Below are 19,613 nucleotides of genomic sequence, written 5' to 3'. Positions count from 1 at the left end.
GGGGCGGGCCGCCGGTGCCTCAGGCCACCGGGGCGTCCGGGTCGGCCAGTGCGGCGGTGAGCAGTTCGACGTACTCGGCGGCCATCGCCTCCACGGTCGCGCGGTCGAACAGGTCGGCGCTGTACTCCCAGAGCACCGTCATCCGGTCGTCCAGGTAGTCCTCGGTGCCGACCCGGCGGCTGCCGTGCGGGATGACGATGATGTTCAGGTCGGTCTTGGCGGACTCGTTCTCGTGCTCGTAGACGGCCACCGGGGCGCCCGCCAGGGTGAGTTCCTCCGTCGGGGTGTCGTGGAAGTTGAACATGACCTGGAACAGTGGGTTGGCGGACAGCTCGCGCGGCGGCCGCAGCGCCCGGACCAGCTCGACGAACGGGAACTCCTGGTTGGCCGCCGCGTCGACGACGGTCTTGCGGGCGCCGGCCAGCAGGTCGCGGAAGCTCGCGCCGGCCGGCACCTCGTTGCGCAGCACCACGCTGTTGACGAACATCCCGATCAGGTGCTCGGTCTCCTTGCGCCGGTTGGCGAAGCCCGAACCGACGCACAGGTCCCGCTCGCCGGTGCGCCGGTGCAGCAGCAGCACGAACGCGGCCAGCATCACCATGTACGGGGTGGCCGCCGAGCGGCGCGCCAACTCGCGGACGGCGGAGGGCACCTGGGGCGGCAGGTCGAAGCGCAGCCGGCCGCCGTGGAAGGTCTGGTGGCGGGGCCTGGGCCGGTCGGTGGGCAGCGCGATGCGCTGCGGGGCGCCGGCCAACCGCTCCAGCCAGTAGGACCGTTGGCCGGCCAGCTCGGGGCCGGTCGCGGCGGAGCGCTGCCAGCGGGCGAAGTCGGCGTACTGGTGGTCGAGTTCCGGCAGCTGCGGGGCGCGGCCGGTGCGCAGCGCGTCGTAGAGCTCGCCCAGCTCCCGGGTGAGCACCACGTAGGACCAGCCGTCGTGCACGAAGTGGTGCTCCACCAGGATCAGTTCGTACTCCTGCTCGGCCAGCCGGCAGGCCGTCCAGCGGTACAGCGGCGGCCGGCCCAGGTCGAACGGCCGCTCGGCCCGCTCGGCGACCAGCTCGCGCACCCGGTGCACCTGGTCGGCGGCGGACAGCTCGCGCAGGTCGAGCCGCTCGGCGCGCACCTCGACCGGGTCGCGGACGATCTGCCAGGGCCGGCCGTCCTCGTCCGCCACGAAGCTGGTGCGCAGGATGCTGTGCCGGCGGGCCTGGGCGGTGAGCGCCCGGTCGAGCAGGTCCAGGTCGAGCGGGCCGCGCACCCGCAGGGTGGTCTGGGTGCTGTAAGCGACGCTGCGCGGGGCCAGTTGGGCCAGGAACCAGACCTCCTCCTGGAGCAGCGAGAGCGGGTGGCGGGCCTCCTCGCTGTGCTGCCAGCCGCCGGGGACGGCGGCGGGGCCGGCCTGTTCGGCCAGCCGCGCGGCCAGGCCGGCCACCGTCGGGTGCTCGAACAGCAGGGTGATCGGGACGGGGCGGCCCAGCTCGGCGCGCAGCCGCTCGACGATCTGCCCGGCCAGCAGCGAGTAGCCGCCGAGCTCGAAGAACTCGTCGTGGACGCCGAGTTCGTCCTCCGCCAGGCAGAGCACCGCGCACCAGGCGGCCGCGACGGCGCGCTCCAGCGCGGTGCGCGGTGCGACCAGCGGGCCCTGGGCGGTGCGGTTGGCCGTGCGCGGCGGCTCGGGCAGCGCCGCGACGTCGACCTTGCCGTTGACGGTCAGCGGCATCCGCTCCAGCGCCACGTACACGCCGGGCCGCAGGTACTCGGGCAGGCGGTCGGCGACGTGGGCGCGCAGCTCGGCCGGGCTGGTCCAGCGGCGCAGGTCGGTCGGCACCAGGTAGGCCACCAGGCGGTCCCCGGCGGCGCTCTGATGGAGCATCACATGGGCGTCGGCGACGGTCTCGTGGGAGCGCACCGCCATCTCGACCTCGCCGGGCTCGATCCGGAAGCCGCGCAGCTTGATCTGCCGGTCGGTCCGGCCGAGGAAGTCGAGGCGGCCGTCCGGGCGGCGGCTCGCCAGGTCGCCGGTGCGGTACATCCGGGCGCCGGGGCGGGTGGGGTCGGGGACGAAGCGGTCGGCCGTCAGCGCCGGGCGGTTGACGTAGCCGCGGGCCAGGCCCGGGCCGGCCAGGTACAGCTCGCCGGGCTCGCCGACGGGGGCCTCGCGCAGCTCCTCGTCCAGCACCCGGACCAGCGCGCCGGCCACCGGCAGGCCGAGGTCGGGCAGGCCCTCGCCGTCGGGGGTCACCGGCCCCTCGGTGCTCCACACGGTGTTCTCGGTCGGGCCGTAGGCGTTGCCGAAGGCGAACGGCAGCTCCGGGGCGGGCCGGGCCCGCAGCCGGTCGCCGGCCGCGTGCACCACCCGCAGCGCGCAGTCGGCCGGCCAGTCCAGGGCGAGCAGCGCCTCGGCCAGCGGGGTCGGCAGCAGCGACACGGTGATCCGGTGCTCCAGCAGCCAGTCGCGCAGCCGGGCGGGCTCCAGGGTGGCGGACGCCGGGGCCAGGTGCAGCTGGGCGCCGGCGGTCAGGGCGGGCCACAGCTCGGCCACCGCGCCGTCGAAGCCGGGGGAGAAGACGGCGCTGAACCGGTCGGCCGGGCCGGTGCCGTGCGCCTGGCGGTGCCAGGCGCACAGGTTGGCGAGCGAGTCGTGGCCGACCAGCACGCCCTTGGGCTCGCCGGTGGAGCCGGAGGTGAAGACCACGTAGGCGAGGTCGGCCGGGCCGGCCGGTGCTGACGGCTCGTCAACCGCCGGGCAGGCGTCCAGCAGCAGCACCCGGTCGGCGGGCAGCGGTGCGAGGGCGGCCGCCGAGTCGGCCGCCACCAGCAGCTCCACCGCGGCGGTGCGCAGGATGCCGGCCAGGCGCTCGCGCGGCTGGGCCGGGTCGAGCGGCAGGTAGGCGGCGCCGGCCCGGAGCACCCCGAGGGCGCCCACGACGGCGTCGGTGCCGCGCGGGGCCAGCACGGCCACCACCTGGCCGGGGCCGGCGCCGCGCCGGCGCAGCTCGGCGGCGACCCGGGCGGCGGCCGCGTCGAGCTCGCGGTAGGTCAGGGTGCGGCCGTCCTCGACCAGGGCGGGCGCGTCGGGGGTGCGCCGGGCGTGGCGGGCGATGGTGCGGTGGACCGGCTCCAGCCGGTCGGCGGTGTCCAGTGCGGTGTCCGGGGCGCTGTCCAGTGCGGTGTCGAGCGCGTCGGTCGTCGACGGCGCGGCGGGCCGGGTCATGCCGGGCTCCCGGTGGCGGCGAGGCGGGCCTGGGCGGCCAGCGCGGCGACGGTGGGGTGGTCGAAGACCACGCTGATCGGCAGCTCGACCCCGAGCGCGCGGCGCAGCCGGGCCACCACCTTGGCGGCGAGCAGTGAGTGGCCGCCGAGCTCGAAGAAGTCGTCCTGCGGCCGGGCCTCGGCCAGCCCGAGCACCTCGCGGAACACCGCGGCGACGGCCTCCCGCTCGTGGGCGTCGGCGGCCTCGGCGGCCGGGGGCGCCGGCGGGGCGAGCACCGACGGGGTGGGCAGCGCGGCGCGGTCCACCTTGCCGTTGAGGGTGAGCGGCAGCGCGTCGAGGGGCTGCCACAGGCCCGGCACCAGGGCGCTCGGCAGCCGGTCGGCGAGCCACGGGCGCAGCTCGGCCAGCGCCTCGGCGCGCTCCAGCACCGGGTAGGCGACCAGCCGGCGGTCCTCCACCGAGTCGCCGATCAGCCGCACCGCCACGTCGCGCACGGCCGGGTGCTCGCGCAGCACCGACTCGATCTCGCCGAGCTCCACCCGGTAGCCGCGGAACTTCACCTGCTGGTCCAACCGGCCGAGGAACTCCAGTGACCCGTCGGGCAGTTCGCGGACCTGGTCGCCGGTGGCGTAGAGCCGGGCGCCGACCGGGCCGGCCGGGTCGGGGACGAAGCGGTCGGCCGTGCGGCCCGGCTGGTTGAGGTAGCCCCGGGCCAACCCCTCGCCGCCGACGAAGAGTTGACCGGGCTCCCCGGCCGCCACCGGGCGCAGCTCGGCGTCCAGCACCCGCACCAGGGTGCCCGCGACCGGTCGGCCGATCGGCACCGACGGTCCGGGCTGCCAGTTCGCGGGCAGCGGGAACACCGTGGTGAAGGTGGTGCCCTCGGTCGGGCCGTAGCCGTTGACCAGCCGGCAGCCGGGGTGCTCGGCGAGCAGCCGGCGCACCTGCGGCACGCCCAGCGCGTCGCCGCCGGCCAGCAGTTGGCGCACCCCGGTGAGCGCGCCGGGCAGCTCGTCGACCACCAGGTGGAACAGGCCCGCGGTCAGCCACAGCGTGGTGATGCCGTGCCGCTCGATCAGCCGGCCCAGGTCGCCGATCGACGGTGCGGTGGCCGGGCCGACCACCAGTCGGGCGCCGTTGGCCAGGGCGCCCCAGATCTCGAAGGTGGAGGCGTCGAAGGAGACCGAGGAGAGCAGCGGCAGCACCTCGCCCGGGCCGAGCTCCAGGTAGTCGGCGCCGCGCACCAGCCGGGTCACCCCGCGGTGCGGCACCATCACGCCCTTGGGGCGGCCGGTGGACCCCGAGGTGTACATGATGTAGGCGAGGTGGTCGGGGGAGACCTCGATCGCCGGGTCGGCCCTGCTCAGGGTCTCCAGCAGGGCGGCGATCTCGTCCAGGCAGAGGACCACCGTGTCGTGGCGGGGCAGGCGGTCGACCACACCGGCCCGGGTGAGCACCACCGAGACCTGGGTGTCCGCCAGCATGGCCGCCACCCGGGCCGCCGGGTACTCCGGGTCCAGCGGCACGTAGCAGCCGCCGGCCTTGAGCACGGCGAGCGCGGCCACCACGAAGGTGGCGGAGCGCTCCAGGAAGAGCCCCACCGGGCGGTCCGGGCCGATGCCGGTGCGGATCAGCTGGTGGGCGAGCTGGTTGGCGCGGTGGTTGAGTTCGGCGTAGCTGAGGTCGCCCTCCTCGGCGACCAGGGCGACGGCCTCCGGTCGGCGGGCGGCCTGCTCCTCGAAGATCCGGTGGACGCAGGAGGAGCCGATGCTGGTGTCGATCACGATTGTCCTTCGCTGGTCGAAGTGGTGGTGGGCTCGTCGGCGCCGGGCGCGGGCTGGTCGGCCTCGGCCAGCGCGGCGTCCACCGCGGCGCAGAACCGGGCCAGGGTGGGGTTCTGGAAGAGCACGGTCATCGGCAGGTCGAGGTCGAGGGCGGCGCCGACCCGGGCGGTGATCCGCATGGCCAGCAGGGAGTGCCCGCCGAGGTCGAAGAAGTCCTGGTCCGGGTCGAGGGTGTGCAGCCCGAGCACCTCGCGCCAGACGGTGGCCAGCAGTGCCCGGTCTGCCGTCTCGGGGGCGGTGGTCGGCGCGGCGGGCACGCCGGTGGGCGGCTGCTCGTCCGGGGCGGCCAGGTCCTCGGGCGCGGGGTGCGGCAGCAGGTCGGAGTCGACCGGCAGTTCGGGGTCGGCCAGCACGGCGGCCAGCAGTGCGGTCCAGAGCTCGACCAGCCGCTCGACCCGGTCCCGGTCGAACAGATCGGTGGCGAACTCCACGGCTCCGCGCATTCCGCTCGCGGAGCGGTAGAGCATCATCGCCAGGTCGAACTTGGCGGTGCCGGTGCGGGCGGTCGGCAGCGGTTCGATCGTCAAGGCGCCGAATTCCGCGTTTTCCTGAAGCAGCGTCAGGGCGAACAGGACCTGGAAGACCGGATGGTGGGAGATTCCGCGGCGGCCCGCCGATTCGCGGACGATTTCCTCGAAAGGCAGTGCCTGGTGGTCCAGCGCCGCCAGAGTGGTGGCGCGAATCCGTTTCACTGCGTCGACGAAGGACGGTGAGCCGGACAGGTCGGTGCGCAGCGGAAGGGAATTGACGAAGAATCCGAACAGCTTCTCCTCGTCCGGCCCGCCGCGTCCGGAGGTCGGTGTACCGACCAGGATGTCGGTGCGGCCGGTGCAGCGGAGCAGCACGGTCTCGAAGGCCGCCAGGAACACCATGAACGGCGACGCCCGCAGCCGCCGCCCCAGCGCCTCGGTCCGCTCGACCAGCTCGGTGGGCAGGGTGAACTCCACGGCGGCGCCCCGGTAGCTGGGCTTGGCGGGCCGCGGCCGGCCGGCCAGGGCCGGCATGGTCGCCGGTGCGCCGGCCAGCTCGGCCCGCCAGTAGGCGCGTTCGCGGTCCAGGCCGCCGGTGCGCAGCAGCTCGCGCTGGCGCTGGGCGGAGGCGGCCGGGCTGCCGGCCAGCGGCGCCAGCGGGCTGGGCAGCCCGGCCGCCAGGGCCGCGTAGAGCTGGCAGAACTCGTCCAGGAACAGCTGGATCGACCAGCCGTCCGTGATGATGTGGTGCAGCGTCAGCAGCAGCACGTGCTCCTGCTCGGCGGTGCGCACCAGCACGGCCCGCCACAGCGGCGCCCGGTCCAGGTCGAACGGCGCGGCGGCCTCGGCCAGGGCGAGCTCCCGCTCCCGCTCGGCCCGTTCGGCCTCCGCGAGGCCGCGCAGGTCGTGCCAGTCCAGCGGCACCGGCACGGCCGAGGTGGGCCGCACGTGCTGCCACAGGTCGCCGTCGTCCTCGATCATCGCGGTGCGCAGCGCCGGGTGGCGCTCCATCAGCGCCCGCAGGGTGCGCGCGGTGAGCTCGCGGTCCAGTGCGCCGCGCAGCCGGAATCGCCCGGGGACGTTGTAGGCCTGGCGCTGCGGGATCAGCCGGTCCAGCAGCCAGAGCTGTTCCTGGGCGAACGAGGTGGGTGCCGGCGGCGGCGCCGGCGGATTCGTGGCGTGCTCGTGGCCGCCCCGGGGTTCAAGGGTTTGGGTCATAGTGCCGGTCATCGTTGCCGAGCGGGTTTTATCTCCCGCACAGAAGCGATTGAAGAACGGTTTACCGGGCACTTGTTGACCCCGCGTCGGCCGCCGTAAAGGATCGATTCCCGGCGGCGGCGAACACCGCACCGCTGCCGTGAAGCGTTCCGCGCCCGTCACCTCCCGGCGCGTCAAGAACAGGAACCTCCGTGTCGAAGCCCGCTAGCGAGCGGGGCCGGCCGAGGACGCCCGCCATCACCCCGGTGGACCGCTCGGACCACGTCCCGCTCTCCCACGCCCAACAACGCCTCTGGTTCCTCGACCGGCTGACCGGTCCGAGTGCCACCTACAACGTGCACATCACCGTGCGGCTGCGCGGCCCGCTCGACCGGGCCGCGCTGCACCGGGCCCTGCGCCGCGCCGTGGCGCGCCACGAGAGCCTGCGCACCACCTTCCCGGCCGGCCCGACCGGGGAGCCCCGGCAGGCGCCGGCCGCCGTGCTCGACCTGCCGCTGCCGGTGACCGACCTGACGGACCGGCCCGAGCAGGCCCTGGCGGAGGCCACCCGCTGGGCCGAGGAGCCGTTCGACCTGCAGGCCGGCCCGCTGGTGCGCGCCCGGCTGGCCGAACTGGGGCCGCAGGACCACCTGTTCGGGCTCTGCCTGCACCACGCGATCTGCGACGGCTGGTCGATCGAGGTGCTCTTCAAGCAGCTGGCCGCCGACTACGCCGAGCCGGATGGCCGGTCGGCGCCCGACCCGCTGCAGTACGCCGACTTCGCGGTCTGGCAGCGCGCCGTGCTCTCCGGCCCCCGGCTGGACGCGGCGGCCGACTGGTGGCGCCGCTACCTGGACGCCGCCCCGACCTTCCTGGAGCTCGCCCCCGACCGCCCGCGCCGCGCCACGGCCGGTCCGGTGCCGGGCGCGCTGCTGCTGGACCGGATCGACCCGGAGACCATGGCCGGGGTCCGGGCGCTGGCCCGCAGCCGCTCGGCCACCCCGTACATGGTGCTGCTGGCCGCCTACGCGACCCTGTTGGCCCGCCGCACCGAGAGCACCAGCGTGCTGATCGGCACCCCGGTGGCCGGCCGCTCCCGGCCCGAACTGGAGGAGATGGTCGGCTTCTTCGTCAACACCGTGCCGATCCGGGTCGACCTGGCCGGCGCGGCGAGCTTCACCGAGCTGGTGGACCAGGTGCGCGACAGCGCGCTGGCCGCGCTCGGGCACGACCAGGTGCCGTTCGACCGGATCGTGGACGCGGTGCGGCCCGAGCGCCGGCCGGGCCACTCGCCGCTGGTCCAGGCGGTGTTCACCATGCAGCACGCCCCGGCGGCCACCCCGCAGCTGGCCGGCCTGTCCGTCGAGACGATCCAACTGGCTCCCAGCACGGCGAAGTTCGACCTGGACCTGGCCATCGCGCCGAGCGGCACCGCCGACGGCGGCCACCAACTGGCCCTCGGCTACGACAGTTCGCTTCTCGACCACCAGGATGCCGAGCAACTGCTCGCAGGATACCGGCAGTTGGTGCGATCGGCGGTGGCCGCGCCGGAGTGCGATCCGCGGCGCCTGGAACTGGCCCCGCCCGCGCTGCGCACCGCGCTGCTCGGCGACTTCGGCCGCCCGGGCCCGGCCCGGCCGGTCGACCGGCTGCTGCCCGACCTGGTCGCCGACCGGGCCGCCCGCACCCCGGCGGCCGTCGCGCTCGCCGCCGACGGCCGGGAGACCGACTACGCGACCCTCAACGCCGAGGCCAACCGGCTGGCCCATCTGCTGATCGCCCGCGGCGTGGGCCCGGAGCAGCTGGTCGGTGTCTGCCTGCCGCGCGGCGCGGGCTTCGCCCGGGCGGTGCTGGCCGTGCTCAAGGCCGGCGGCGGCTACCTGCCGCTGGACCCGACCCAGCCCACCGCCCGGCTCACCGGGCTGCTGACGGCGGCGGGCGCCCGGCTGCTGATCGCGGCGGACCGCGAGTCGGCCGACCGGCTCGCGGCGGCGGGCGTACCGGCGCTCTGCCTGGACGCGCCGGAGCTTTCGGAGACACCGGACGCCGTGGCGGCGAGCGACCCGCCGCGCCGCGCCGCCCCCGACAACCTCGCCTACGTCATCTACACCTCCGGCTCCACCGGCACGCCCAAGGGCGTCGCCGTCACCCACCGCTCGCTGGCCAACCACGCGCAGGCGATCGCCGACCGCTACCGGCTGACCGGCGCCGACCGGGTGCTGCAGTTCGCGCCGGTCGCCTTCGACGTCGCGGCCGAGGAGTTGTTCCCCAGCTGGGTGGCCGGCGCCCGGGTCACCGTGCTGCCCGAGCCCACCCCGCCGCCCGCCCCGCTCGCCGAGTTCCTGGCCGCCGAGCGGATCACCGTCGCCAACCTGCCCGCCGGGTACTGGCAGCGCTGGACCACCGAACTGGACGGCGCGCCGGTCCCCGCGGAGCTGCGCCTGCTGGTCACCGGCAGCGAACGGGTCGACGGCGCCGCCGCGCTGGCCTGGCGCGCGGCCACGGCCGCCGAACTGGTCAACGCCTACGGCCTGACCGAGACCACCATCACCGCCACCGCCCACACCGTGGCGGCCGCCGACCCCGACCTGCCCGTCCCGGTCGGCCACCCGATCGACGGGCTGCACGCCCTGGTCCTGGACGCCGCCCTCCACCCGGTGCCGCCCGGCACCCCGGGCGACCTCTACCTGGGCGGCGCCGGGCTGGCACGCGGCTACCTGGACCGGCCGGGCGCCACGGCCGAGCGGTTCGTGCCGCACCCCCACCCCCGCACGCCCGGCGAGCGGCTGCACCGCACCGGCGACCGGGCCCGCCGGGCGAGCGACGGCACCCTGGTGCTGCTGGGCCGCTCCGACGAGCAGATCAAGCTGCGCGGCTACCGGATCGAACCGGCGGAGATCCAGGCGGCGCTCACCGGCCACCCCGCCGTCGCCCGGGCGGTGGCCGGCACCTGGCCGCTGAACGGCGAACCGCAGCTGGTCGCCCACGTGGTGCTGACCGACCCCACCGCCACCCCGGAGGCGCTGCGCGCCCACCTGGCCGAGCACCTGCCGCCCTACCTGGTGCCCCGGGCGATCGTCCCGGTGCCCGACCTGCCGCTGACCGCCAACGGCAAGGTCGACCTGCGGGCCCTGCCCGCACCGGACTTCAGCCGCCCGGCCGACACCGGGCGCCCCGGCACGCCGTGCTCCGGCACCGAGACGGTGCTCGCCACGATCTGGCGCGAGGTGCTGGGCCTGGACGGGGTCGGCATCCACGACAACTTCTTCGACCTGGGCGGGAACTCACTCGCCCTGGCCACCGTCCACCGCCGGATCGCCGACGAACTCGGCGTCACCGTACCGATGGTGGCGCTCTACCAGTTCACCACCGTGGCCGCCCTGGCCGGCCACGTCGGCGCGGACCGGCCGGCACCCGCCGCTCCCGAGTCCGCCCCGCCGGGCACCGCCGCCGGCGGCCGCCGGCGACTCGCCGACCGCCGCAACCGGCTCACCGCCGCTACCGAGGAGGAGACCCACCATGTTCGATGACGAGACCCGCAGCTTCCAGGTCGTGCTCAACGACGAGGAGCAGTACTCGCTCTGGCCCGAGGACCGCGACCTGCCCGCCGGCTGGCACGCCGAGGGGACCAGCGGCACCAAGGCGGACTGCCTGGCCCACATCGACGCGGTGTGGACCGACATGCGCCCCAAGAGCCTGCGCGCCGCCCCCCTCACCGGCGGGGCGGGCCGATGACCGGGTCCACCACCAGCCTGTTCCGCCAGCCGGACTTCCGGCGGCTGTGGTCCTCACAGACCGTCAGCTCGCTCGGCACCCAGGTGACCGTGGTGGCGCTGCCGCTGCTCGCCCTGGGCCGGCTGCACGCCGGACCACTGCAGACCACGCTGCTCGCCAGCTTCGAGTTCCTGCCCTTCCTGCTGATCGGCCTGCCCGCCGGGGTGTGGCTGGACCGGCGGGCGATCCGACCGGTGCTGGTGCTGGCCGACCTGGCCAGGGCGGTGGCCCTCGGGCTGCTCCCGCTGGCCGCCTGGCTCGGCTTCCTCAGCCTGCCGCTGGTGTACGCGGCGGTGCTGGTGGTCGGCGCCGGCACGGTCTTCTCCGACGTCGGCCACCAGTCGCTGCTGCCCACCCTGATCGACGAGGACCGGCTCGGCGACGGCAACGGCAAGCTCCAGGGCAGCCAGTCGATGAGCCAGCTGGCCGGCCCCGCCCTCGGCGGGCTGCTGACCGGCCTGCTCTCGGCGCCGCTCGCGGTGCTGGCCGACAGCCTCAGCTACCTGGCCTCGGCCGGCCTGCTCTCCCGGATCCGGGCCACCGAGCCGGCGCCCGCGGCCGTGGCGGGCGAGCGCAGCCTGCGCCGCGAGATCGGCGAGGGCCTGCGCTTCGTCTTCGGCACCCCGACCCTGCGGGCGCTGATGTTCTGCACCGCGCTGGCCAACCTCGCCTTCGGCGGCGTGCTCGCCGTGGTGGTGCTCTACGGCACCCGCGGCCTGCACCTGTCCTCCGGCCTGGTCGGTGTCGCGCTGGCGATCGGCAACGCCGGCGGGCTGCTGGCGATGTTCTGCTGCGAGCCGGTGCGCAAGCGGTTCGGCTACGGCGGGCTGATGATCGTCGGCGTCGTGGTGTTCAACCTCGGGGCCTGGCTGCTGCCGCTGGCCGGCGGCCTGCCGCTGTTCGCCGGCGCCCTGTTCGTCACCTTCCTCGGCATCATGGCCTACAACGTGGGTCAGGTGACGATCCGTCAGATCATCACGCCCCGGGCGCTGCTCGGCCGGATGAACGCCACCATGCGGTTCGTGATGTGGGGCACGGTGCCGCTCGGCGCCGCGCTGGCCGGCCTCGTGGCGCAGGGCTGGAGCCTGCGCGGCTACCTGTGGGTGGCCGCGGCGCTGAACGCCACGGCCGTGCTGCCGCTGCTGCTCACCCCGAGCGTGCTGCGCGACCCCGTGCCGGCCACCGACCCGCAGCCCGCAGCTGACCCGGCCGCTGGTGCGACCGCCACCGAGGCCGCCGCGGGGGCGAACTGATGACCGCCTTCGAGCAGCCCGCCGACGGTGACCTGATCGCCGTGGTCGGCCTGGCCGGCCGGTTCCCCGGCACCGCCGACGTCGACCGGTTCTGGCAGCACCTGCTGGACGGCGACGAACTCATCACCAGGTTCCCCGCCGAACCGGGCCGACCGGTGCCCGCCTACGGCGTCTTCGCGGAGTCCGACCGCTTCGACGCGGCCTTCTTCGGCTACTCGCCGCGCGAGGCGCTGATGCTCGACCCGCAGCACCGGGTCTTCCTGGAGTGCGCCTGGGAGGCGCTGGAGCGCTCCGCCCACGACCCCGCCCGGTTCCCCGGCCGGATCGGCGTCTACGCCGGCTGCGGCGAGCCCACCCACCTGCAACGCCTCTACGCCGACCCGGAGTTGTCCGCCGCCGTGCCCGGCTGGGAGCTGCGGCTGGCCACCGCCGTCGACTTCCTCACCAGCCGGGTCTCCTACAAGCTCGGCCTCACCGGCCCGGCCGTCACCGTGCAGACCGCCTGCTCCACCTCGCTGGTCGCCGTCCACCAGGCCGGGCAGGCGCTGCTCGCCGGCGAGTGCGACCTGGCGCTGGCCGGCGGGGTCACCGTGCAGGTGCCGCACCCGGTGCCGGTGCCCACCGAGGGCGGGATCCTGTCGATGGACGGCCACTGCCGCCCGTTCGACGCCCGCGCCGACGGCACCGTCGGCGCGGACGGCGCCGGCGTGGTGGTGCTGCGCCGACTGGAGGACGCGCTGGCCGACGGCGACCACGTGCACGCCGTCATCCTGGCCACCGCCGTCAACAACGACGGCAACGACAAGATCGGCTTCACCGCGCCCAGCGTCTCCGGCCAGGCCGCCGCGGTGCGGGCCGCCCACCTGGTGGCCGGCATCGACCCCGCCACCATCGGCTACCTGGAGGCGCACGGCACGGCGACCGCGATGGGCGACCCGATCGAGGTCGAGGCGCTCACCCAGGCCTTCCGGGCCGGCACCGCCGAGAAGGAGTTCTGCCGCCTCGGCTCGGTCAAGGGCGCCATCGGCCACCCCGACACCGCCGCCGGCGTGATCGGGCTGATCAAGGCCGCACTCGCGGTCGAACACGGACTGATCCCGCCGAACGCGCAGTTCACCGAGCCGAACCCGCAACTCGACCTGTCCAGGACCCCGTTCACCGTCAACACCGAGCTGGAGCGGTGGAGCGAGGGGCCCGGGCCGCGCCGGGCCGGCGTCAACTCGGTCGGCCTGGGCGGCACCAACGCCCACGCGGTGCTGCAGCAGCCGCCCGCCCGACCGACCGCCGAAGGCGGCCGGGGCGCCGAACTGCTGGTCCTGTCGGCCCGCACCGGTGCCGCCCTGGAGCAGGCCGGCACCCGGCTCGCCGCTCACCTGACGGACCGGCCGGAGGTTCAACTCGCCGACGTCGCCTGGACCTTGCAGGAGGGCCGGGGCGAGTTCGCGCAGCGCGCCTTCGTGGTCGCCGGCGACCCGGCGGCCGCCGCCGCCCGGCTGCGCGAGGGGCCGCGCACCGGGGTGGCCGGCGCCCGCCCGCCCGCGGTCGGCTTCCTCTTCCCCGGCCAGGGCGGCCAGTACCCCGGCATGGCGGCCGAACTCTACGAGCGCGAACCGGTGTTCCGCGCCGAGGTGGACGCCTGCGCCGAACTCCTGGCCCCCGCCCTCGGGCTCGACCTGCGCGAGGTGCTCTACCCGACCACCGGCGACGGGCAGCGGCTGCACCGGATGGAGCTGGCCCAACCCGCCGTCTTCACCGTGGAGTACGCGCTCGCCCAGCTCTGGCGCAGCTGGGGCGTCGAGCCGCGGACCGTCCTCGGGCACAGCCTGGGCGCCTACGCGGCGGCCTGCGTCGCCGGGGTGCTCACGCTGCCCGACGCGCTCGCCGTCGTGGTGGAGCGCGGCCGGCTGCTCGGCTCGCTGCGGCCGGGGGCGATGCTCGCGGTCGGCCTGCCGGAGGCCGAGCTGCGCACCCGGCTGCCCGAATCCCTGTCGGTGGCCGCCGTGAACGGCCCGGACCAGGTCGTGCTGGCCGGCCCCGCCGAGGCGGTGGCCGAACTGGCCGAGCAGCTCACCGCGGACGGCGTGGACAACCGCAAGCTGCACATCTCCAGCGCCGCCCACTCCGCGCTGGTGGAGCCCGCCGTCGAGGGCTTCCGCGCGTTCATGGCGGGCATCGAGCTGCGGGCACCCGAGCTGCGCTGGATCAGCGACACCACCGGGCGGCCGGTCACCGCGCAGGAGGCGACCGACCCCGCGTTCTGGGCCCGCCACCTGCGCCACACCGTGCGGTTCGGCGAGGCGCTGGACACCCTGCTGGACGACGAGACCGACCAGGTGCTGATCGAGGCCGGCCCCGGCCGCACGCTCGGCACCCTGGCCCGCCGCCACCCCGCAGCCGGGGCCCGGCACACCGTGCTCTCCTGCCTGCCGCACCCCAACGACGAGACGCCCGCCCGCACCGAACTGCTCACCGCGGTCGGCGGGGCCTGGGCGGCCGGGGTGCGGATCGACTGGACGGCACTCGCGGGCGGCCGCCCCGGGCGCCGGCTGATCCTGCCCAGCTACCCCTTCCAGCACGCCAGTTACCGCCTGGGCGCCACCCAGGAGGCTCGGGAGGAGGCCGAACGGCCCGAGCTGGAGCAGGAGTTCGAGGCCACCGCGAACCCGGACGAGGCCCGGCTGGCCGAACTCTTCGGCCAGGTGCTCGGGGTGCGCGGGCTCGGCCGCACCGACGACTTCTTCGACCTCGGCGGCGACTCGCTGATCGCCAGCCGGCTGCTCGCCCTGGTGCGGGAGGCCTTCGGGGTCGGGCTGTCGGTGCGCGCCGTGTTCAAGGCGCGCACGGTGGCGGGCCTGCTGCCGCTGATCGAGGAGGCGGCCGCGGCCGGCGGCGCCGAGGAGGAGCAGGTGACGGAGCGATGACCGCCCGGCGATCCCGCTGGCTGCTCTGCCGCGACCGCGACCCCGGAGCCCGGTTGCGCCTCTACTTCTTCCCGCACAGCGGCGGCTCGGCCGGCGAGTACCTGCGCTGGGGCGCCGGGCTGCCCGGGGTCGAGGTCTGGGGCGTCCAACCGCCGGGCCGGGCCGGCCGGATGGCGGAGCCGCCGATCGACCGGCTCGACCAGCTGGTCCAACGGCTGCTGGCAGAGGCCGAGTTCGACGGGCCGTTCGCCTTCTTCGGGCACAGCCTGGGCGCCCTGGTCGCCTTCGAGACCGCCCGGGCGCTGCGTGCGGCCGGGCGCGAACAGCCGGTGGCGCTGATCGCCTCGGGCCTGGGCGCCCCCCGGCACCAGCCCGGTCGGCCGCCGCTGGGCGAGGTCGACGACGCCCGGCTGATCGCCGCGCTGGCGGCCCAGGGCGAGTCACTGCCGCCCGACCTGCTCGCCGACGACGAGCTGCGCGCCCAACTGCTGGGCTGCCTGCGGGCCGACATCCGGCTGCTGGACGGCTACCGCCACCGCCCGGGCGAACCGCTGGACCTGCCGATCACCGTGCTGGCCGGGCGCGAGGACACCGAGCCCGAGCGGCAACTGCGCGACTGGGCCGACCACACCACCGCCCCGACGCAGCTGGAGCTGCTGCCCGGCGGCCACTTCTACCTGAGGGAACAGCATGACGCCGCCCACCGCACCATCGCCGGAGCGCTCCACCGCGCCGTCCCCGAGCCGGCCGGCTGAGAGCTTCCTCGACGGGCTCTACCGCGGGCGGCTGCGCTGGGACCTGATGCGGGACTTCCCCCGGCAGGACAAGGCCGACCGCGAGGCCGGGGACGCCGTGCTCGCCGGCTTCCGGGCCTTCCTGGTGGACCGGGTCGACGCCACCGCGATCGACCGGGACCGCCGGCTCCCCGACGAACTGGTCGAGGAGCTGCGCGGGCGCGGCTACCTGCGGGCGATGCTCGACCCCGCGCTCGGCGGGCTCGGCCTGTCCGCCGTCAACACCTTCCGCCTGGTGGAGACCGCCGCCAGCTGGTCGAGCGCGGTGGCCTTCACCCTGGCGATCGGCAACGGCTTCGGCGCCGGCGCCTACCTGCCGCTGCTGGGCGACGGGCCGCTGCACGACCTGGTGCACCGGCGGATCGGCGGCGGCGCGATCGGCGCCGGGGCCGACGCCGAACCGACCGGCACGGCCAACAGCCTGCGCCGGACCACCGCCACGTTGACCGCCGACGGCGAGGGCTACCTGCTCAACGGCGAGAAGGTCTTCATCGGCAACGCCCCGATCGCCGAACTGCTGGACGTCACCGCCACCGTGCTGGTGGACGGCGAGCCGCAGACCCAGGCGTTCTTCGTCGAGACCGACAGCCCGGGCTTCGAAGTGGTGGCCCGGCACGAGTACATGGGACTCGGCGGGGCGCCCAACGGCGCGCTGCGCCTGACCGACGTGCGGGTGCCCCGGCAGCACGCCTTCGCCGGCAGCAACACCGAGCTGCGCCGCTCCCGCGAACTCGCGGAGATCGGCTACCTGGCCCGGACCCTGGTGGTCGGCGCCCCGGCGCTGGCCATCGCCCGGCTGTGCCTGCACTGGTCGCGGGAGTTCGTCAACCGCCGCACGGTGGACGGGCGCAGCCTCGGCGACCACGAGGAGATCCAGCGGATCCTCGGCGACTCGCTGGCCGACGTCTTCGCGATCGAGAGCGTGGCCGACTGGACCCTGCTCGGGGCCCCGGGCGCGGACACGCTGTTCGAGCACGTGGCGCTCAAGAACATCGCCTCGCTGGCCTGTTGGCGGGTGGTCGACCGGACCATGAGCCTGCTGGGCGGCGAGGGCTTCGAGACCGCGGTCAGCAAGGCCCGGCGGGGCGCCGACCCGCTGCCGGTGGAGCGGTTCTTCCGGGACGCGCGCGGTCTGCGGATCGCGGGCGGGGTGGACTTCCTGCTGGACTGGTTCGCCGCCCGGGGACGCCTGGCCGCCCAGGACCAGGCGCCCGATGCCGGTGCGCCCGATGCGGGTGCGCCCGATGAGGGGGCGGACGGGGAGACGGGCCTGACCGGCCGCAACCTGGAGCACCTGCGGGCGGCCCGCGCGGCGGCGGCCGAACTCGGCCGTCAGTGCCGAGAGCTGATGGACGGTCAGCCGGATCACGCCCGGCTGTTCGCCCGTCAGCACCTGCTGATCACGCTGAACCGGATCGCCAACGAGCTGCTGGCGATCAGCGCGGTGCTGGCCCGCGCGGCGGCCGAGCCCGGCACCGGGCTGCTGGCCGACCTGTTCTGCGCCGGCGCCCGGCAGCGGATCGCCGCCCTGCGGGCCGAGCTCGACGGGGTGGGCGAGGAGCCCGACTGGGCGGCGGCCGGCGCGGCCTGGCTCGGCGCCGAGCAGTGGCCCGGGCTGCTGGACGACGTGCTGACCACCACGCCGCCGGCGCGGTGAGGCGACCGGGCGGGGCCGGGCGAGCCCCGGGCCCGCCCGGCCCCGCCGGGTCGGCAGAGCACGTCAGCCGGTCGCCGGTCGGGCCAGCGTCTGCGCGCGAGGACGCTCGCCGAGCGCGCGGGGAGCCAACCGGCGCAGCCGGTCCCCGCCGTACAGCTCGGCGGCGAAGGAGTCCACCAGGCCGAGCCGCCGGTAGGCGCCGTCCCGGTTGCCGACCGTCAGGTAGTGCGCCCGGACCAGGGCGTCGGTCCCGGTGGTCGGGTCCCCGCCCACCAGCCGGGTCAGCCGGTCCAGGGTCAGCTCCGCGTGCGTGGTGCTGCCCAGCAGGCGGAACAGGTGCTGGGCCGGGCGCTCCAGGCCCTGGTAGCCGTGCCGCAGCCGGGCGCGCAGGTCGAGGTCGCCGAACCGCAGCTCGTCGAGTCTGCGCCCCGGGTCGCGCAGCCGGTGCGCCAGCTGCGCCAGCAGCAGGTCCGGGCGCAGCGCCAGGCGGGCGGCCACGATCCGGATCGCCAGCGGCAGCCCCTCGCAGAACTGGACGATCTCCAGCGCGGCCCGCCGCTCCTGCGCCACCCGCTCGGCGCCGAGCAGCTGCTCCAGCATCGCCACCCCGCCGGCCGGGTCCAGCACCTCCAGGCTCACCGGCAGGGCGTTCTCCAGGGCCGCCAACCGCTGGGCGGCGGTGAGCAGGACGGCGCTGCCCGGGGAGGCCGGGAGCAGCGGGCGGGCCTGCTGTTCGGACGGCACGTTGTCGAGCAGCACCAGCACCCGGCGGTCGTGGGTGACCCCGCGGAAGAACCCGGCCCGCTGGCTGGCGCCGCGCGGCAGCTCGCGCCGGGAGACTCCGAGCGCGACCAGGAAGTCGGCCAACGCGTCGGCGATCGGCGTCTCGGCCAGGTCCGCGTACAACTGGCCGTCGGGGTAGAGGTGGTGGAGGTCCTGGGCGCAGGCGGCGAGCAGGGCGCTCTTGCCGACGCCGGGCAGTCCGCTGATCACGGCCACCGGGGAGCTGGACGGGTTCGCCTCGCGGGGGAGCCGGAACCAGTCGGTGATCAGCCGGCGCTCCCGGTCGCGGCCGACCAGGGAGGCGATCGCCGCGGGCGCCCGCATCGCGGGGGCGGCCGCACCGAAGGGGGAGCGCACCGGGGTCGGCGGCTCCGGGGGCGGCACCGCGTCGTCGCCGGCCGCGGGCTGCGGCAGTGACTCCGGCTGCGGGCCGCGGGGCAGGCCGGGGTCGGCCACCGGGCCGGCCGGTGCCGGCGGTTCGGCCGGGGCGGGCGCCGAGGTGAGGGTCACCGTCGCCGCCGGCACGGGTGGGGCGGTCGGCACCTGGTCGGTCAGGATCTCCTGCATCAGCTGGCGCAGGTTCGGCCCGGGGTCGATGCCCATCTCCTCGGCCAGCTGCTCGCGCAGGCGCCGGAACACCTCCAGCGCCTCGACCCGGCGGCCCGAGCGGTAGAGGGCCAGCATCAGCTGATGGTGCATCCGCTCCCGGAACGGGTGGTGGGCGACCAGCGTGCTGAGCTCGCCGACCACGCCCGCCAGGTCGCCCATGGCCAGCTCGCTGTCCACCAGGTCCTCGACGGCGGTCAGCCGGGACTCCTCGATCCGCGGCGCGTAGAGGCGTTCCAGCAGCGCGGACTCGGTGCCGGAGAGCAGCTGCCCGCGCCAGAGCGCGAGACCGGCCCGGAACCTGGAGACCGCCAGCCGGTGGTCGCCCTGGGCGGCGGCCTGCCGGGCCTCGGCGGCCAGCTGCTCGAAGAGCAGGAGGTCCAGCTGGTGCCCCTCGGTGGGCAGCAGGTAGCCGGGCGGCGCCGTGCGCAGCAGCGCGGCGCCCTCCGGGCCGAGGCGCTTGCGCAGCTGGTGCACGTAGAACCGGACCAGGTTGGGCGCGCTGGCCGGTGGCGGGCCGTCCCAGAGCGTCTCGATCAACCGGTCCACCGACTGTACGTGCCCGGCGCCGAGCAACAGGGCCGCCATCAGGGTGCGCTGTTTGAGGCCGCCGAGGTCGACGCGGCGGCTGTTCCAGAGCTCGATCGGGCCGAGGACCCGGAACTGTAGACCGCCCTCGGGCGCGGACTGCGGCATGTCAGTACTCCCTTGGTCGGGTGCGGGCACGGGGTGTGCTGCCATCGGGTTGGGTTCGTCCCTGATGTCGCCCCCGGGCAGCTCTACCCCCGCCCTCGCACCAGTCGAACGCTCGGTCGGGGGTGAGGGTGATCATGACCCGGTTTCCGGCCAATTTTCGTGCGGCTCGATCACGGATCCATACCGCGGACGGCATTCCGGGATGAGATGGAACCATCTGTTCCGCAAAAACTGTGACACTGCGTCATGCGTGCGGTGGGATCCGGGTCGTGCGACCGGGGTCGGCGGTGCGAACATTCGTACATGAACCATTGGGTCACTCGCGCTGACCTGGGGTCACGCGGTCCGCAGTTTCGTGGCACCGGGTCGAACAATGGCCAGGAACAGCGGTGCCGGTGAACCAA

General features: G+C 75.5%; 10 protein-coding genes. 6 read left to right on the top strand and 4 right to left on the bottom strand.

Going from position 1 to position 19,613, the window contains the following annotated elements:
* Window positions 1-19: 19 nt before the first annotated feature.
* From FHX73_RS34760 to FHX73_RS45725, 3 genes are read right to left on the bottom strand one after another with little or no spacing between them, the layout of a single operon-like run.
* Entirely contained in the window at window positions 20-3,214 is a 3,195-nt protein-coding gene (locus FHX73_RS34760) for a non-ribosomal peptide synthetase (protein WP_145909987.1), read from the bottom strand.
* A complete protein-coding gene (locus FHX73_RS34755) occupies window positions 3,211-4,998 on the bottom strand; it encodes a non-ribosomal peptide synthetase (RefSeq protein WP_170305213.1) in 1,788 nt (595 codons plus the stop codon). Before FHX73_RS34755 ends, FHX73_RS34760 begins: the two co-directional genes overlap by 4 nt.
* Window positions 4,995-6,746, bottom strand: coding sequence for a condensation domain-containing protein (locus tag FHX73_RS45725; protein ID WP_211786425.1), 1,752 nt, complete (start codon window positions 6,744-6,746; stop codon window positions 4,995-4,997). The genes FHX73_RS34755 and FHX73_RS45725 overlap by 4 nt, the downstream gene beginning before the upstream one ends.
* A gap of 191 nt (window positions 6,747-6,937) precedes the next feature.
* Here FHX73_RS45725 and FHX73_RS34745 point away from each other — a divergent pair, with 191 nt between their 5' ends.
* Genes FHX73_RS34745 through FHX73_RS34720 form a run of 6 tightly spaced genes read left to right on the top strand, consistent with a single transcriptional unit; the run spans window position 6,938 to window position 17,124 of the window.
* Entirely contained in the window at window positions 6,938-10,255 is a 3,318-nt protein-coding gene (locus FHX73_RS34745; protein WP_145909985.1) for a non-ribosomal peptide synthetase, read from the top strand.
* On the top strand, window positions 10,245-10,460 hold the full coding sequence (locus tag FHX73_RS34740; protein WP_145909984.1) for an MbtH family protein: 216 nt from the start codon (window positions 10,245-10,247) through the stop codon (window positions 10,458-10,460). Before FHX73_RS34745 ends, FHX73_RS34740 begins: the two co-directional genes overlap by 11 nt.
* A complete protein-coding gene (locus FHX73_RS34735; RefSeq protein ID WP_145909983.1) occupies window positions 10,457-11,752 on the top strand; it encodes an MFS transporter in 1,296 nt (431 codons plus the stop codon). The genes FHX73_RS34740 and FHX73_RS34735 overlap by 4 nt, the downstream gene beginning before the upstream one ends.
* Window positions 11,752-14,673, top strand: coding sequence for a type I polyketide synthase (locus tag FHX73_RS34730; protein ID WP_145909982.1), 2,922 nt, complete (start codon window positions 11,752-11,754; stop codon window positions 14,671-14,673). The genes FHX73_RS34735 and FHX73_RS34730 overlap by 1 nt, the downstream gene beginning before the upstream one ends.
* The gene (locus FHX73_RS34725) at window positions 14,670-15,428 is read left to right on the top strand and encodes a thioesterase II family protein (protein ID WP_145909981.1); all 759 of its coding nucleotides are present in this window, start codon (window positions 14,670-14,672) and stop codon (window positions 15,426-15,428) included. Before FHX73_RS34730 ends, FHX73_RS34725 begins: the two co-directional genes overlap by 4 nt.
* Window positions 15,364-17,124 carry an acyl-CoA dehydrogenase family protein gene (locus tag FHX73_RS34720; protein ID WP_145909980.1) on the top strand — a complete coding sequence of 587 codons (1,761 nt, stop codon included), beginning with the start codon at window positions 15,364-15,366 and terminating at the stop codon, window positions 17,122-17,124. Before FHX73_RS34725 ends, FHX73_RS34720 begins: the two co-directional genes overlap by 65 nt.
* Before the next feature lie 63 nt (window positions 17,125-17,187).
* On the opposite strand, the gene FHX73_RS34715 is transcribed toward FHX73_RS34720, so the two are convergent.
* Window positions 17,188-19,209, bottom strand: coding sequence for an AfsR/SARP family transcriptional regulator (locus FHX73_RS34715; RefSeq protein ID WP_170305212.1), 2,022 nt, complete (start codon window positions 19,207-19,209; stop codon window positions 17,188-17,190).
* Window positions 19,210-19,613 lie beyond the last annotated feature (404 nt).

The organism is Kitasatospora viridis, assembly GCF_007829815.1.
Lineage (GTDB): Bacteria > Actinomycetota > Actinomycetes > Streptomycetales > Streptomycetaceae > Kitasatospora > Kitasatospora viridis.
The sequence above is the reverse complement of the archived record's forward strand: the minus strand, read 5'-3'. Positions and strand labels throughout refer to the sequence as shown.